At 59.7% G+C, this 15,945-nt stretch carries 16 protein-coding genes; 9 read left to right on the top strand and 7 right to left on the bottom strand.

Going from position 1 to position 15,945, the window contains the following annotated elements:
• Nucleotides 1–104 precede the first annotated feature (104 nt).
• Together ttcA and ACA073_RS19235 are read left to right on the top strand one after the other, a co-directional pair.
• On the top strand, nucleotides 105–929 hold the full coding sequence (gene ttcA / locus ACA073_RS19240) for a tRNA 2-thiocytidine(32) synthetase TtcA (protein ID WP_497398669.1): 825 nt from the start codon (nucleotides 105–107) through the stop codon (nucleotides 927–929).
• A 126-nt stretch (nucleotides 930–1,055) separates the two neighbouring features.
• The gene (locus ACA073_RS19235) at nucleotides 1,056–1,730 is read left to right on the top strand and encodes a DNA-3-methyladenine glycosylase I (protein WP_497398667.1); all 675 of its coding nucleotides are present in this window, start codon (nucleotides 1,056–1,058) and stop codon (nucleotides 1,728–1,730) included.
• 105 nt (nucleotides 1,731–1,835) lie between these two features.
• On the opposite strand, the gene ACA073_RS19230 is transcribed toward ACA073_RS19235, so the two are convergent.
• Genes ACA073_RS19230 through arsC form a run of 3 tightly spaced genes read right to left on the bottom strand, consistent with a single transcriptional unit; the run spans nucleotide 1,836 to nucleotide 3,209 of the window.
• Nucleotides 1,836–2,261, bottom strand: a complete 426-nt coding sequence (locus ACA073_RS19230; RefSeq protein WP_497398665.1) for a DUF2069 domain-containing protein — start codon at nucleotides 2,259–2,261, stop codon at nucleotides 1,836–1,838.
• Between the two features lies 1 nt (nucleotide 2,262).
• Nucleotides 2,263–2,859, bottom strand: coding sequence for an NAD(P)H:quinone oxidoreductase (gene wrbA, locus ACA073_RS19225; protein WP_150634163.1), 597 nt, complete (start codon nucleotides 2,857–2,859; stop codon nucleotides 2,263–2,265).
• Complete coding sequence (gene arsC / locus ACA073_RS19220; RefSeq protein ID WP_461953698.1) at nucleotides 2,856–3,209, bottom strand: arsenate reductase (glutaredoxin); 354 nt, start codon at nucleotides 3,207–3,209, stop codon at nucleotides 2,856–2,858. Before arsC ends, wrbA begins: the two co-directional genes overlap by 4 nt.
• A gap of 114 nt (nucleotides 3,210–3,323) precedes the next feature.
• Here arsC and ACA073_RS19215 point away from each other — a divergent pair, with 114 nt between their 5' ends.
• Nucleotides 3,324–3,791, top strand: a complete 468-nt coding sequence (locus tag ACA073_RS19215) for a TlpA disulfide reductase family protein (RefSeq protein WP_497398662.1) — start codon at nucleotides 3,324–3,326, stop codon at nucleotides 3,789–3,791.
• 144 nt (nucleotides 3,792–3,935) lie between these two features.
• Here ACA073_RS19215 and ACA073_RS19210 read toward each other — a convergent pair whose 3' ends face one another.
• The 4 genes from ACA073_RS19210 to ACA073_RS19195 all read right to left on the bottom strand — a co-directional run bounded on the left by ACA073_RS19210 (nucleotide 3,936) and on the right by ACA073_RS19195 (nucleotide 8,757).
• Nucleotides 3,936–4,340 (bottom strand): META domain-containing protein, encoded by a 405-nt coding sequence (locus tag ACA073_RS19210; protein ID WP_497398660.1) that lies wholly within the window; start codon nucleotides 4,338–4,340, stop codon nucleotides 3,936–3,938.
• Complete coding sequence (locus ACA073_RS19205) at nucleotides 4,340–4,774, bottom strand: hypothetical protein (RefSeq protein ID WP_017340176.1); 435 nt, start codon at nucleotides 4,772–4,774, stop codon at nucleotides 4,340–4,342. Before ACA073_RS19205 ends, ACA073_RS19210 begins: the two co-directional genes overlap by 1 nt.
• 77 nt (nucleotides 4,775–4,851) lie before the next feature.
• The gene (locus ACA073_RS19200; protein WP_497398658.1) at nucleotides 4,852–5,844 is read right to left on the bottom strand and encodes a 2-hydroxyacid dehydrogenase; all 993 of its coding nucleotides are present in this window, start codon (nucleotides 5,842–5,844) and stop codon (nucleotides 4,852–4,854) included.
• Between the two features lie 159 nt (nucleotides 5,845–6,003).
• Nucleotides 6,004–8,757 (bottom strand): response regulator, encoded by a 2,754-nt coding sequence (locus ACA073_RS19195; RefSeq protein ID WP_497398656.1) that lies wholly within the window; start codon nucleotides 8,755–8,757, stop codon nucleotides 6,004–6,006.
• A 214-nt stretch (nucleotides 8,758–8,971) separates the two neighbouring features.
• On the opposite strand from ACA073_RS19195, the gene ACA073_RS19190 reads away from it, so the two are divergent.
• The 6 genes from ACA073_RS19190 to rlmD all read left to right on the top strand — a co-directional run bounded on the left by ACA073_RS19190 (nucleotide 8,972) and on the right by rlmD (nucleotide 15,903).
• Entirely contained in the window at nucleotides 8,972–9,694 is a 723-nt protein-coding gene (locus ACA073_RS19190; protein WP_497398654.1) for a response regulator transcription factor, read from the top strand.
• Entirely contained in the window at nucleotides 9,681–11,105 is a 1,425-nt protein-coding gene (locus tag ACA073_RS19185) for a sensor histidine kinase (protein WP_497398652.1), read from the top strand. The genes ACA073_RS19190 and ACA073_RS19185 overlap by 14 nt, the downstream gene beginning before the upstream one ends.
• A 183-nt stretch (nucleotides 11,106–11,288) precedes the next feature.
• Nucleotides 11,289–12,305 carry a PDDEXK nuclease domain-containing protein gene (locus ACA073_RS19180; protein ID WP_497398650.1) on the top strand — a complete coding sequence of 339 codons (1,017 nt, stop codon included), beginning with the start codon at nucleotides 11,289–11,291 and terminating at the stop codon, nucleotides 12,303–12,305.
• A 54-nt stretch (nucleotides 12,306–12,359) separates the two neighbouring features.
• Nucleotides 12,360–12,881 (top strand): hypothetical protein, encoded by a 522-nt coding sequence (locus ACA073_RS19175; protein ID WP_497398648.1) that lies wholly within the window; start codon nucleotides 12,360–12,362, stop codon nucleotides 12,879–12,881.
• 767 nt (nucleotides 12,882–13,648) lie between these two features.
• Nucleotides 13,649–14,551 (top strand): cysteine synthase CysM, encoded by a 903-nt coding sequence (cysM, locus tag ACA073_RS19170; protein ID WP_497398646.1) that lies wholly within the window; start codon nucleotides 13,649–13,651, stop codon nucleotides 14,549–14,551.
• Entirely contained in the window at nucleotides 14,551–15,903 is a 1,353-nt protein-coding gene (gene rlmD, locus ACA073_RS19165) for a 23S rRNA (uracil(1939)-C(5))-methyltransferase RlmD (protein WP_497398644.1), read from the top strand. Before cysM ends, rlmD begins: the two co-directional genes overlap by 1 nt.
• Nucleotides 15,904–15,945: the final 42 nt, after the last annotated feature.

Genomic DNA, 15,945 nt, shown 5'->3' with positions numbered 1-15,945 from the left:
TTTCGCGAGCAAGCCCGCTCCCACAGGGGATAGTAGGCTCTTCGCCACCGAGGCGTTTTTGCGTAAAATGCCGGCCTTTCGTCACACCTCACGGATTTCGCGTCATGGGCACTCTCACGGTCAACCAGAACAAACTGCAAAAGCGCCTTCGCCGACAGGCCGGTGAGGCTGTTGCCGATTTCAACATGATTGAAGACGGCGACAAGGTCATGGTCTGCCTGTCCGGTGGCAAGGACAGCTACACCATGCTCGATGTGCTGATGCATTTGCAGAAAGTCGCCCCGATCAAATTCGAGATCGTGGCCGTGAACATGGACCAGAAGCAGCCGGGTTTCCCTGAAGACGTGCTGCCGGCGTACCTCAAAACCCTGGGCATCGAGTACCACATCGTCGAGAAAGACACCTACTCGGTGGTCAAGGAGCTGATCCCGGAAGGCAAGACCACCTGCTCGCTGTGTTCGCGCCTGCGTCGTGGCACGCTCTACACCTTCGCCGATGAAATCGGTGCGACCAAAATGGCCCTCGGTCATCACCGCGACGACATCGTCGAGACGTTCTTCCTCAATATGTTCTTCAACGGCTCGCTCAAGGCCATGCCGCCGAAGTTGCGCGCCGACGATGGCCGCAACGTGGTGATCCGGCCGCTGGCCTACTGCAACGAAAAAGACATTCAGGCCTACTCGGACCTCAAGCAATTCCCGATCATCCCGTGCAACCTCTGCGGCTCGCAGGAAAACCTGCAGCGTCAGGTGGTCAAGGACATGCTGCAGGACTGGGAGCGCAAGACACCGGGTCGCACCGAAAGCATTTTCCGCAGCTTGCAGAATGTGCAGCCGTCGCAACTGGCGGACCGTAACCTGTTTGACTTCACCAGTTTGAAGATCGACGAAACCGCAGCTTCGCGGTTCGTCAATGTCATCAACCTCTGACACAAATTGTGTGGGAGCGGGCTTGCTCGCGAAGGCGGTGTGTCATTCAGCATTTATGTTGGCTGACACACCGCCTTCGCGAGCAAGCCCGCTCCCACAGGTTTTTCGTTAACCTCAGGAGAGGGCATGCGCGATTACAAGTGGCTGCACGAATACTGTCTGAACCGATTCGGTTCAGCGGCTGAACTGGAAGCCCATCTGCCCGTTCCCAAGACCCCGGCGCAATTGCGCAAGATCAGCGATGACCGCTACCTCTCGACCATGGCGTTGCGCGTGTTCCGCGCCGGGCTCAAACACAGCCTGGTGGACGCGAAGTGGCCGGCTTTCGAAGAAGTGTTCTTCAAGTTCGACCCGGAAAAAGTCGTGCTGATGAGCGCCGAACACCTTGAACGCCTGATGCAGGACGCGCGGATCATCCGCCACCTGGGCAAGCTCAAGAGCGTGCCGCGCAATGCGCAGTTCGTGCTGGACGTGGCGCATGAGCAGGGCAGCTTTGGCGCGTTGATCGCCGATTGGCCGGTGACCGATATTGTCGGGTTGTGGACCTGTCTGAAAAAACGCGGTCATCAACTGGGCGGGTTGTCAGCGCCGCGGTTCTTGCGGATGGTCGGCAAGGACACGTTTGTGCCGAGCTACGACGTGGTGGCGGCGTTGAATGCGCAGAAGATCGTCGACAAAGTGCCGACCAGTCTGCGGGATCTGGCGACGGTGCAGGGCGTGTTCAACCAGTGGCATGAAGAGAGTGGTGGGCGGCCGATGAGTCAGATTTCGATGATGCTGGCGTACACCGTCAATCATTGACACCGAGTCGCCCCCTTCGCGAGCAAGCCCGCTCCCACATTTGACCGCGTTCTCATGTCGAATACGTTCCAATGTGGGAGCGGGCTTGCTCGCGAAGGCGTCAGCTCAGGCGACGGAGATCTCGCCCTCGCCAGCCAACCTGCGGCTCAACTGAAACCGCCACCGCACATACAACAGCGCCGAACAGAACACCGCCAGACTCGCGCCCATCTCCAGCAACCCGAACACCTGCCGGTTCGGGTCATACGCCGCCAGCGCGCCCTTGATGAAATACAGGTTCACCACAAAACACATCCACGAATGCCCGCGCGCGCTGCCGAGGATCATCCCCGGCGCCAGCAACAGCAACGGCACCAGTTCGATCAACAGAATCACCCACGGTCGCGCGCCATGCAAGTCGGCGACCACCAGGTAATAAGCGCAGAGCAACCCCACCAGACCGAAGTAGCACAGCAGGCTGATGACGCGCATCGCCCGAACCCGCGGTTCGAGCCATTCAATGGAAGGCAGTACCTTCGGCTTTTTGGCCATGTCAGCTCACCAACTTTTGCGCGGTCTTCGCCAGCCGCAGACCCAAGGCTCGGCACAGCGCCACTTCATGTTCATTCAAACCGAGTTTTCCGTCGGCGCCGGCGTGATGACTGGCGCCGTATGGCGTGCCGCCGCCACGGGTTTCCAGCAACGCGGATTCGCTGTAAGGCAGGCCGGTGATCAGCATGCCGTGGTGCAGCAACGGCAGCATCATCGACAACAGCGTGGTTTCCTGACCGCCGTGCAGGCTCGCGGTGGAGGTGAACACACCGGCCGGTTTGCCTACCAGTGCGCCGGTCAGCCACAGGTTGCTGGTGCCGTCGAGGAAATACTTGAGCGGTGCCGCCATGTTGCCGAAGCGCGTCGGACTGCCGAGGGCCAGGCCCGCGCAGTTCTTCAGGTCATCGAGGCTGGCGTACAGCGCGCCTTCGTCCGGAATGTCCGGCGACACCGCTTCGCACTCAGTGGAGATCGCCGGCACGGTGCGCAGGCGCGCTTCCATCCCGGACTGCTCGACACCACGGGCGATCTGCCGGGCCATTTCATTGGTCGAGCCGCTGCGGCTGTAATACAGAACCAGAATGTACGGCGCGCTCACGGCAGCAACTCCAGCACGTTCTCCGGCGGACGGCCGATGATGGCTTTGTCGCCGACTTCGAGAATTGGCCGCTCCATCAGTTTCGGGTGCGCGGCGATGGCGGCGATCAATTGCGCCTCGCTCAGGCTGGCGTCGGCGAGGTTGAGGGTTTTGTACTCATCCTCACCGGTGCGCAGCAGTTGCCGTGCGCTGAGGCCGAGCTTTTTCAGCAGGCTCTGCAGTTGCGCGGCATCCAACGGGGTTTCGAGGTAGCGGACCACGGTCGGCGTCAGGCCACGGGCTTCGAGCAGTTCGAGCGCACCGCGGGATTTCGAGCAGCGCGGGTTGTGATAAAGCGTCAGATCGGTCATGTGCGGGTCGCATCTTGCGTAAGGTGGCGGCTATTCTAACTGTGCAGCGCGTAATCCAGAACCTTGGGAGGCGATGGGTCGCAGGCGCATTTAATTTTGAACAAGGATCACGATATGACAAGGCGACTGGCAGCGGCACTGGCGATCTTCGGGACGTTGATGCTGGGGGGCTGCGGCAACGACTATGGCATCGATCAGAACGGCCATAAAGTCGCCGCCGAACGTCTGGACAAACAATGGCTGGTGCTCAATTACTGGGCCGAATGGTGTGGTCCGTGCCGGACCGAGATCCCGGAGTTGAACGGGCTGGCCGATCAGTTGAAGGACAGGAAGATCGGTGTGTTCGGGGTCAACTTCGACAATGTGCAGGGCGAAGAGCTGAAAAGTGCCAGTGAGAAACTGGGGATCAGGTTCACCGTATTGGCTTCTGACCCGGCAGAGCTTTTTGAATTGCCGCGCAGTGAGGCGTTGCCGGTGACGTACATCATCGATAACAAGGGCAAGGTGCGCGAACAGCTGATGGGCGAGCAGACAGCGGCGGGGGTGATGGCGAAGCTAGAGGCGTTGCAGGCTAAAAACTGATTGCGCAGGGGCTTTTGTGGCGAGGGGATTTATCCCCGTTGGACTGCGCAGCAGTCCCTTTTTTGGAGCCGCTTCGCGACCCAACGGGGATAAATCCCCTCGCCACAAATCCCCCTCACCACAAGAGGGTTCAGCAGAGGGTTATCAACCCTCTTCAAGCCACCAACGCAGCGGCTTGCCTTCGGCCGGCCAGAAGCGCATCTGGTCGATCGGCGAAACATCCCAGCGCTGCACGTTTTCCAGGGCCTGGAGGAAGCGCTTTTCCTGTTCCATGATCGCCGGTGCGCACAGTTTGCGCGTGCTGCCGACCTTGCCGAAGCTCAGCTTGTCGCCGTCGAGCGTGTACGGCGCGAACCAGTGGTTGCAGCCGCCATTGCCATAAGCCCGGCCATCTTCACCGAGGGTGATGGTCAGGTGGCTGTAATCCATCAGCGGGCGTTCGCCGATCCATTCCAGAATGTAGCTGCGGTTTTGTTGCAATTGCGCAGGCGTAGCGGCGCAGCCCAGCAGGCTGGCGCCGACCATCGCGGTCAGAGCAAGGCGTTTCATCACGCAGGCTCCTGGCATTTCGGGCACAGGTGCTTCTCGCCGACCGACTTCCAGCCCAACTCGGCAATCCGCGCAGTAGCGGCAGGCTTTTCGGCCTTGTTGCCCAGCTTGGCGTCGACCGCGAACTCGAAACTCAGCTCTTTGGCGCAGCTGTCGCAGTTGACTTTCCAGGTGTGGATCGCCAGTTCGCCGAACACCGGGCCACTGGCTACCGCGACCCATTGGCCGGGCGGGTTGATCAGGTGGCGAACCGTTTCGACGGTCAGGCGCATGGACAAGTCCTTGGCACCTTTGAGGGTCACGACCAGCACGTCGTTATTGCGAATCGAGCCGCCGTTGCCGGTGACTTGATAACGCCCCGGCACCAGGGCGCGGCATTCGGTGAGGGTGTGTTGCGGGTTCATCAGGCTATAGCGGAAATCGTGTTCGACCATGGGTCCTCCAAATATGCGCGGCATGCTAGCACGGACATCGACGCTGCACTGCGCGGGGAAATGACCTTCGATCCGGTTCAGCCAGCATCGACCTGATTTTGCAGATTGCCCGCCGCCCAGGCTGCAATGTTCTGCAACGTTGTCGCGGCAATCGCGCCCAGGGCTTCATGGGTCAGGAAGGCCTGGTGCGCGGTGACGATCACGTTCGGGAAGGTCAGCAGCCGCGCCAGCACATCGTCCTGCAGCGGCAAATCGGATCGGTCCTCGAAGAACAGCTGCGCTTCCTCCTCATACACATCCAGGCCCAGATAACCCAGTTGGCCATCCTTCAGCGCGTCGATCAGCGCCGGCGTGTCCACCAGACCGCCACGCCCGGTGTTGATCAACATGGCGCCGGGTTGCATGTGCGCCAGTGACTCGCGGTTGATCAGGTGTTTGCTCTGTTCGTTGAGCGGGCAATGCAGGCTGATGATCTGTGACTCGGCCAGCAGCTGCGGCAAACTCAGATAACGCGCGCCGAGGGCTTCGACTTGCGGATTGGGGTAAGGATCGTAGGCCAGTAGCTGACAGCCGAAACCGTTCATGATTTTCGCGAAGGTCGCACCGATCTGCCCCGTGCCGACCACACCGACCGTCTTGCCCACCAGGTCAAATCCGGTCAGCCCATGCAGGCTGAAATCCCCTTCGCGGGTGCGGTTGTAAGCACGATGCAGGCGCCGGTTGAGCGCCAGGATCAACGCCACCGCATGCTCGGCCACCGCGTGCGGCGAGTACGCTGGAACCCGCACGACCGACAACCCCAGACGTTTCGCCACGGCCAGGTCAACATGGTTGTACCCGGCCGAACGCAGGGCGATCAGGCGTGTGCCGCCAGCGGCGAGACGTTCGAGCACCGGGGCGCTGAGGTCATCATTGATGAAGGCGCAGACGACTTCGTGGTGTTCCGCCAGCGCCGCGGTATCGAGGCTCAGTCGTGCTGATTGAAAGTGCAGGTCGATGCCGGCGGGGAGGTCGGCGCCGAGAAAGCTGTCACGGTCGTAGGTCTGGCTGCTGAAAAGAATCGTGCGCATGATTTTCTCCTTGCCCCGATTTCCTGTAGGAGCGAGCTTGCTCGCGATGGACGTCAACGATTACACGGGCTGTCTGAATGAACGCGTTGCATGGACGTTTTTCGCGAGCAAGCTCGCTCCTACAGGGATTTGCGGAGAGCCTGGCGCAGTAGTGTCGCATCAAGCATTTATACGAGCGTGGGCCGCCAGGCGATTGATGGCGCGGTCGAGGTCTTCCAGCGCGCCGGGCGCTTTCGGATCTTCTTGCTTGAGCAGGGTTTCGCTGCGTTGGCAGGCCGCGCGCAGTTGCGGCACGCCGCAATAACGGGTCGCGCCATGCAGGCGATGTACCCGTTCGATCAAGGCATTGTGGTCGTTGGTTTCCCGGGCCACGCGGATCGCTTCGCGGTCGGCTTCCAGGGACGCCAGCAACATCGCCAGCATGTCCGCTGCCAGATCTGCCTTGCCGGCGGCCAGGCGCAATCCTTCTTCGTGATCCAGCACCTGCAACTCGTGGCTGCCGCCATGACTGTCGCTGGAACGGTCCGGCCCTTGATTACGCAGCGCCAGGCCGGTCCACTTCAACACTACCTGGGCCAGTTGCCGTTCGCTGATCGGCTTGGTCAGGTAATCGTCCATGCCGCTTTGCAGCAGCGCGCGTTTTTCGTTGGCCATGGCGTGGGCGGTGAGGGCCACGATCGGCAGGGGCGTGCAATGCCGTTCGCTTTCCCACTGGCGAATGGTTTCGGTGCTCTGGCGTCCATCCATGCCGGGCATCTGCACGTCCATCAGCACCAGATCGAAGGTCTCGTTCTGCACCGCTTTGACCGCGGCGTAACCGCTTTCCACCGCGAGCACCTTGGCGCCCAGGTCTTCAAGCAGGGTTTGCACCAGCAGCAGATTGGCCGGGTTATCGTCAACGCAGAGCACCTTCGGCGCACGGCTGGACACCGGTTCGCCGGGGTCGCTGCGTTGCTGGCGCGGATTGACCAGATCGGACAAGGCCCGGCGCAGCTTGCGGGTGCAGGCCGGTTTGGCCTGAAGCTGACTGTGCGGGTTGGGCACCGAGAGGTGAAACAGCGTCTGCTCGGTGGTCGGGCACAGCACCAGCACTTTGCAGCCGAGGTGTTCAAGGTCCCAGATGTGCTGGTTCAGGCGTTCCGGCGGCATGTCGTTGCTGGTGATGCCGAGCACGGCGAGATCGATCGCCTGATCGGTCTGGTGCGCGCCGGTCACGCCATTGGTCAGGCTTTCCAGGGTGTTGAACGGTGTCACTTCCAGGCCGCAATCTTCCAGCTGATGCTGCAACGCCTGACGGGCCAGTTCGTGGTTTTCCAGCACGGCGACGCGACGCCCGAGCAGCGGCGGACCGGGCAGGTCTTCAGCGTCGTCGCGGGTTTTCGGCAGGCTCAGGCTGATCCAGAATTCCGAGCCTTCGCCCGGCGTGCTGTCGACGCCGATCTCGCCGCCCATCTGTTCGATCAAGCGCTTGGATATCACCAGTCCCAAACCGGTGCCGCCGGGTTGCCGGGACAGCGAGTTGTCAGCCTGGCTGAAAGCCTGGAACAGCGCCCGCACATCCTCGTTCGACAGACCGATGCCGGTGTCCTGAATGCTGATGCGCAGCTGCACGCTGTCTTCGTGTTCTTCTTCGAGCATGGCGCGGGCGACGATGGTGCCTTCGCGGGTGAACTTGATCGCGTTGCTCACCAGGTTGGTGAGGATCTGCTTGAGGCGCAGCGGATCGCCGACCAGCGACAGCGGCGTGTCGCGATACACCAGGCTCACCAGCTCCAGCTGTTTGGCGTGGGCGGCGGGGGCGAGGATGGTCAGGGTGTCCTGGAGCAGATCGCGCAGGTTGAACGGAATATGGTCGAGTACCAGTTTGCCGGCCTCGATTTTCGAGAAGTCGAGGATCTCGTTGATGATCCCCAGCAGGCTGTCGGCGGATTTCTCGATGGTGCCCAGATAATCGAGCTGGCGCGGGGTCAGTTCGCTTTTTTGCAGCAGGTGGGTGAAACCGAGAATGCCGTTGAGCGGCGTGCGGATTTCATGGCTCATGTTGGCCAGGAACTCGGATTTGATCCGGCTCGCTTCCAGCGCCTCTTTTCGCGCGAGGTCCAGCTCGATGTTCTGGATTTCGATGGTTTCCAGGTTCTGGCGCACGTCTTCGGTGGCCTGGTCGATGCTGTGCTGCAGTTCTTCCTGGGCGTTTTGCAGGGTGCCGGCCATGCGGTTGATGCCGGACGCGAGCTCATCCAGTTCCTGACTGCCGAGGGGCGGCAGGCGGGTTTCCAGATGACCGTCCTTGAGTTGCGCCACCGCTTGCTTGATCTGGCTCAGCGGCCGGTTGATGGTGCGGCCCATGCGCAACGCCAGCAGCGCCGCACCGGCGAGGCCCGCGCCGATCAACAACAGGCTGGCGAACAGGCTGCGATAACCGCGCAGCAGCATGCCGTTGTGGGACAGTTCGAGTTCGACCCAGCCCAGCAGGCGGTCGGCTTCTTCGGGAATCAGGTCGCCGGCCAGATTGCGGTGCTTGCCGAACACCGGCAGCAAGTAACGCGTCGCATCGTTGCCGCTGCGGCGCAGCATCTGCGAGCCATTGCCCACTGGCGCTTGATTGAGCATGGTCGGGCCGGCGTGGGCGAGCAGCGTGCGGTTCGGGGCGAGGAAGGTCACCGCGCGCACGTCGGCCGTTTCCAGGGATTGGGTGGCGATGCGTTCTAGCAGTTCGGCGTCCTTGTGACCCATGGCCGGGGCTACGAGGGGCGCGAGCTGTTCGGCGATCATTTCGCCGCGCTGCATGAGTTGGGTCTGCAGGTCGGATTGCTGCATCCAGGTAAAATAGCCGCCCAGCACCAGAGCCATCAGGCTGGTCGGAAGCAAGGTCAGCAACAGCACGCGGCCTTTAATTCCCAGTTTCTTGAGCACGCCTCTCTCCTGCATCCAGCCATTTAGGAACCTGCGCGTACATCCGGCACGCGCCACTTGCGCAGTGTAGCGATTTGCATGCGGGCAATCTTCGTAAAATTGATGTCGTCATTCGTCGGGTCATTGATCGCTTTGGCGTCACGGGCAAACCTTGGGTTGCCCCCGGCGAGGCAATCTTGAATAATCGCCAACTGAGAATTATTTGCAGATACTCATGACTCCCATTTCTGTCGGCCATCCCCGCATCCTTGCCATCGAAGACGACCTGGTGCTCGGTGCCTATGTTCACGAGCAACTGGGCCGCAGCGGTTTCCAGGTGACCTGGTGTCAGAACGGTCAGGAAGGCCTGGCGATTGCCCGGGAACAAGCCTTCGATGTGGTGCTGATGGACATTTTGCTCCCGGGCATGAACGGTCTGAACGTGCTGACCCAGTTGCGCCAGAGTCATTCCACTCCGGTGGTGCTGATGTCGGCGCTGGGGGCCGAAGCGGATCGCATCAGCGGTTTCCGCCTCGGTGCCGATGACTATTTGCCGAAGCCTTTCAGCATGGCGGAACTGCGCGTGCGCATCGAAGCGATCCTGCGGCGGGTGGCTCTCGACCGTCGCCCGGCGGTCGAAACGGTTGCCATGGCGGCGGACAGTCTGCGCTTTGACGATGAGCTGTTTGAGGTTTTCTATGGCGCGCACGCCGCCGGCTTGACCCGTAGCGAATACCGGTTGCTGGACACGCTCAATCGCAACAGCGACGAAGTGCTGAGCAAGGCCTTCCTTTATCAACACGTGCTGCAACGGGGATACGCGGCCCACGACCGCAGCCTCGACATGCACATCAGCCAGATCCGTCGCAAGCTCAAAGCCATCGGCTACACCGAGCGGGAAGTACGCACCGTCTGGGGCAAGGGTTATGTCTTGGGTGCCGACCATGAAGTGGGCTGAGCTGCCGGGCAGGCATTCGCTGTTCTGGAAACTCGCCTGCTTGCTGGTGGCGTTCTGTCTGCTGATGATCTGGCTGAGCTGGTCCTGGGGCCGCTACATGGAAGAGCGTAACCAGTTTCTGTCGGATGAGGCCCGCGGCACTCTGACGCGCTATGCCGCCGAAGCCGAACAGGCTTGGCTGCAGCGCCAGAGTGAGGGCGTTGATGCCTGGCTACAGGAAATGCGCCAGCGTGAAGCGGGTTGGGCGGGTGTCATCGGCGGTGATTTACAGTCATTGAGCAGCCAGCCGCTGACGGACCCGGAAATCCAGCGCCTGACATTCCTGCGCGGCCTCGATTGGCCTATTCACAAAAAACGTTTGCCTTGGTTGCGCGTACCATTTCCCGACGACTCGTCGGCCGGCAGCCTGGTGATCGAACTGCCCCAGCGTTTCATGCCCGGGCGCTATCGGGTGTTCTGGCGCGTGATCACCAATGGCGTCATTCCCGGACTGTTTACCTTGCTGCTGTGCGTCGGGCTGTATCGACTGCTCGTGGTTCCCCTCAATCAACTGCGCGAGCAGGCCAACGCCTGGCGTGCCGACCAACTGGGCGTGCGTCTGTCGCGCCGAACCACCAACCGTTCCGATGAATTGGGTGAGCTGGGCCGCGCTTTCGATCACATGTCCGAGCGCCTGCAAAGCACGGTGGCCCTGCAACAACAACTGCTGCGTGACCTGTCCCATGAATTGCGCACGCCATTGAGCCGTTTGCGCGTGGCCAGCGAGGGCGAGCAAAGTCTGACGCAACTGCGTGATCGCATCGGTCGTGAAGTCGATGGCATGCAGCGCTTGGTCGAAGACACGCTGCAACTGGCCTGGCTCGACACCGAGCGCTCACCCTTGCCGGACGAAGCGATCCAGATTCAGGCGCTGTGGGAAATGCTTACGGAAAACGCCTGCTATGAAAGCTGCTGCCCGGTGGGCCAGTTGCAGTGTGCGGTGGATTCATCGTGCTGGGTGCGCGGCAATCTCAATACCCTGGCACAGGCGCTGGAAAACATTCTGCGCAATGCCATTCGTCATTCACCCAAGGGCGGTGTTGTGCACCTGGGTGGGCGACGCGACGGTGGTTATTGGCACTTGTGGATCGAAGATGAGGGGGGCGGGGTAGCTGAAGAGGATCTGGAGCGGATTTTCTCGCCCTTTACTCGTCTTGATGGTTCGCGGCCCGGGAATGGCGGGTTCGGGTTGGGATTGAGCATTGCGAGGAATGCGGTGCAGCGGCAGGGCGGGAGGCTTTGGGCGGAGAACACCGGCTCAGGGTTGCGGCTGAATATGTGGTTGGTGGCGGATGCCGATGGTGTCAGTGATAACGCCTTCGCGAGCAAGCCCGCTCCCACATTGGATTTATGTCGGCCGAAAATGGTGTGATCACCCCGGATCCACTGTGGGAGCGGGCTTGCTCGCGAAGAGGCCCTCTCATCCACCACCGCTTTGATTTTGCCGGAGCGTTCCGGGAATTCTGTACGACATTTCCCAAAGGGTATCACCGGTCATTTCAAGCTTCCTTGACGGTTTAAGCTCACGCTTTAACTCATGTTCAAGGAGTCAGGCATGACTGCACCCCACGTTCCCGGCAACACAACCGACGACCGTTTCAATGAAGTGCTTGCGTTGATTCACGGTGCCCGGCAGCAGGCCATGCAGGCGGTGAACACCCGTCTGATCGAGCTGTATTGGCAGGTGGGTGGTTACATCAGTCGCAAGATCGAACTGGCGGAATGGGGGGACTCCGTCGTCAGTCAATTGGCTGAGCATCTGGCTCAAACCCAGCCAGGATTGCGTGGGTTTACTCGATCGAATTTGTTCCGCATGCGGCAATTCTATGAGACCTATCGTACTGAAGAAAAAGTCGCACCAGTGGTGCGACAAATGTCTTGGTCACACAACCTGATCATTTTCAGCCAGTGTAAACGACCGGAAGAGCGTGAGTTCTACGTGCGTATGGCCGTTCAGGAAAAGTGGTCGAAGCGCGAGTTGGAGCGCCAGTTAAAGGCTGCACTGTTCGAACGCAGCGTGACCCAACCGGCAAAAGTCTCCGCCGTACTGAAACAAACCCACCCCTCAGCACTGGAGATATTCCGCGACGCCTACATGGTCGAGTTTCTCGACCTGCCCGGAACCCATACTGAGACCGATCTGCATCAGGGTTTGCTGGCACGGCTCAAGGAGTTTCTGATCGAGCTTGGCCGCGATTTCTGCTTTGTCGGCTCACAATACCCATTGCAGGTTGGCGGCCGGGATTTCGCTCTGGACCTGTTGTTCTTTCACCGTGGGCTCAACTGCCTGGTGGCCATCGAGCTCAAGGTCGGTCGTTTTGACCCGGAGTACCTCGGCAAGCTGAATTTCTATCTGGAAGCGCTGGATCGTGGTGAGCGCAAACCCCACGAAAACCCTGCCATTGGTGTACTGCTCTGTGCCAGCAAGGAAGACGAAGTGGTCGAGTACGCCCTTAACCACAGCTTGTCGCCAGCGCTGATCGCTGAATACCAGGTCCAGCTTCCCGACAAACAATTGCTGCAGGCCAAGTTGCATGAGTTCTATGCCTTGAATGTCGCCGGTTTGACGTAACAATCATTGTTTGGGGGTATTTAACTTGTGGTTGTAATTCAAGAAGGATAACCAATGAACGTAATAATAAGAACGTCCGCCTTGTCGAAGCAAGCTGATGCCTACTTTATTAAAAATCCACACGAGATAAACAATGCGCACACGATAACCGATGCCAAGGACGCTGCTGGGGTATTAAACCTGACAAGCGATACTTTGGTTGACGAGTTAAAAGATTTAATTAAAGGATATGATTTTACATCGATAAGCACTAATGAACTTGCGAAAATCGGATCTAGACTCTATGAGATTGATCTGATAGATGGGCATGTGGCAAGTCACTTTATATCCGGAAATGTGGCTTTTGATCAGTATGGTCGTCAGACGGAAAGGGACGTCAGATATAATGCGATTGCGTTGTTCAATGAAAAGCTGGGTGATAACAAGGCATACGCTAGCAATTGGCCCATGTACGCTCACCAAGCGACATTCAAGGAGGTGACGAGAGCTTTGCTGGGCGCAAATCAACTCATAAATGCGCTCTCCTATTTTTCCCGTTCAACTAGAAATGATCTGTCCATCAGCATTCAGGCCTGAGTCACCCGGCGCCCGAAAATTTTTTAGGCGCCGGTCACTCTGTTGTCTATCGGCTGTAGCGGGTAGTTCCAGAATATTGTCTGTCGACAGTTAGTGTGTTGGCGTGGCGGATTCTGTAAGTTCCTACCGGGCCAAGCACTGAAGCGGTATTGCCGGTGCCGCCGGCGACCTCGCTCCAGGTTGATCCAGTTAATCTTTCAATATACAAATCCGGGGGCGAACCCGCGCCTACGGCAGTAATAGTGGAAGAGATGTTGGCTTGGCGACATCCGTTTGCACCCGTAATAGTAAAAGGCCCGTGTGCAATGACATCGGAGTTGGCGGGTACGGTGCCGCTGTAAGTGTCCCGAATGCTGATGCATGCTACAGAAGCCTGACTCACAAGGATCAGCCCTGCGAGAGAAAACGCTATAAGGATTCTCATATATACGCTCATCGTAAAAGTTGGTTGGTTATGCGGTCGGGATTCAGAAGATATTCCGCATAAAAAGATTATCGATGAAGCCCCTTGCCCACCAGTTCACGCCAACCACCAAGCCTCGAGTAAAACGTCCGACGAAAGCGCTCTTAAAGGCCGATACTTTTGTGAAAAAGAGTTTTTCCTACCTATCTAATGCCCTTGTCTGTAAGGGGAAGCGTGCAATCAGCGATTGCTCAAAGGGTGCCACTTATTCCCATAAGCCATAAGCACCGCACTTTGCGTGATATGGCCTGCGAACGTTTGCCGGTATGATAGGCGCCCCCGCAGTCTGGATTGCGAATACGCCATGACCTTGCAGTACCCAACCATCGCCGATTGCGTCGGCAACACTCCGCTGGTCCGTTTGCAGCGCCTGCCCGGCGCCACCAGCAACACCCTTTTGCTCAAGCTCGAAGGGAACAACCCGGCGGGTTCGGTCAAGGACCGTCCGGCGTTGTCGATGATCACCCGCGCCGAATTGCGCGGGCAGATCCACGTCGGCGATACGCTGATCGAAGCGACCTCGGGCAACACCGGGATCGCCCTGGCCATGGCCGCCGCGATCAAGGGTTACAAGATGATCCTGATCATGCCGGACAACTCCAGCGCCGAGCGCAAAGCCGCGATGACGGCTTATGGCGCCGAGCTGATTCTGGTCACCCAGGAAGAAGGCATGGAAGGCGCCCGCGACCTCGCCCAACGAATGGAAGCCGAAGGTCGTGGCAAGGTGCTGGACCAGTTCGCCAACGGCGACAACCCGGAAGCGCACTACACCACCACCGGCCCGGAAATCTGGCGCCAGACCGAGGGCACCATCACTCATTTCGTCAGCTCGATGGGCACCACCGGCACCATCATGGGCGTGTCGCGCTACTTGAAAGAGCAGCGCGACAGCGTGCAGATCATCGGCCTGCAACCGATGGAAGGCTCGGCGATTCCGGGCATCCGTCGCTGGCCGCAGGAATACCTGCCGAAGATTTATCAGGCCGATCGCGTGGACCGCATCGTCGACATGGCGCAAAGCGAAGCCGAGGACGTGACCCGTCGTCTGGCCCGCGAAGAAGGCATCTTCTGCGGCGTGTCCTCGGGCGGGGCCGTGGCAGCGATGCTGCGCCTGTCCGAGGAAGTTGAAAACGCGGTGATCGTCGCGATCATCTGTGACCGTGGCGACCGTTACCTGTCGACCGGCATTTTCGACGCGCCCAACTGATGGCCAAGCACGAGAGAGGCCTGCGCTTCCAACCCACCGGCGGCAGCAAGGCCCCGCAAATTCCGACTGGCAAAAAGCAGCGCCTGACCATCGAGCGCCTGGCCAATGACGGCCGTGGCATCGCGTTTTTCGAAGGTCGTACCTGGTTTGTCCTCGGCGCATTGGCCGGGGAAGAAGTCGAGGCGCGCGTACTCGGTGCCCACGGCAAAGTGGTCGAGGCGCGTACCGAGCGTGTGTTCCAGGCCAGCGAATTGCGTCGCCCGGCGCCGTGTCCGCATGCCGGTCGCTGTGGTGGCTGCAGTGTTCAGCACCTGCCTCATAGTGAACAACTCGCCCTGAAACAGCGCATGCTCGCCGAGCAATTGTCCAAGGTCGCCGGTGTCGAGCCCGAAGAATGGGCAGCGCCGTTGAGCGGGCCGGAGTTCGCTTATCGCCGCCGTGCCCGGGTGGCGGTGCGCTGGGACATGAAGGCGAAAAAACTCGAAGTCGGTTTCCGCGCGGCAGGCAGTCAGGACATCGTTGCGATCAACGAATGCCCGGTGTTGGTACAGCCCTTGCAATCGATCATGACCCACTTGCCGGAGATGTTGCGGCGCTTGAGCAAACCTCAGGCGTTGGGGCATGTGGAACTGTTCAGTGGTTCGTCGTTGGCGGTTTTGTTGCGGCACATGGCGCCGTTGTCCGACGCCGATATGACGATCCTCAAGGATTTCTGCTCGTTTCATGAAGCTCAATTGTGGCTGCATGGAGAGGGCGAACCGCAACCGGTCGAGGCCGATCAGTCGTTGGGCTATCGCCTTGAACAGTGGGATTTGAACCTGGCGTACCGGCCGGGAGATTTCATTCAGGTCAATGCGGCGGTCAACGAAGCGATGGTCGCCCAGGCGCTGGACTGGCTGAAGCCGAAAGCGGATGAGCGCGTTCTCGATCTATTCTGTGGTTTGGGTAACTTTGCCTTGCCGCTGGCCAAAGCTGTTCGTGAGGTGGTGGCGGTCGAAGGTGTGCAAGCGATGGTCGAGCGGGCCGCCGCGAACGCCGCTAGCAACAATCTGCATAATGCGACGTTTTTTCAGGCCGATTTGTCCCAGCCTTTGACCGATGCCGAATGGGCGCGCGAAGGCTTTTGTGCGGTACTCTTGGACCCACCGCGTGACGGTGCTTTCGAGGTGGTGCGCAAGCTCAAGGCCTTGGGCGCCGAACGATTGGTGTATGTGTCGTGCAACCCTGCAACGCTGGCGCGCGACACGGTGGAATTGATCAAGCAGGGCTACCGGTTAAAACGTGCCGGGATTCTCGATATGTTTCCTCAGACGGCACATGTCGAGGCCATGGCGTTATTTGAAGCGAGCTAGGACAGCTCGTCTGGTCCGACTTAGCCGCCCGTGCAGCACTCG

The organism is Pseudomonas sp. LBUM1670 (genome assembly GCF_059695695.1).
The sequence above is the reverse complement of the archived record's forward strand: the minus strand, read 5'-3'. Positions and strand labels throughout refer to the sequence as shown.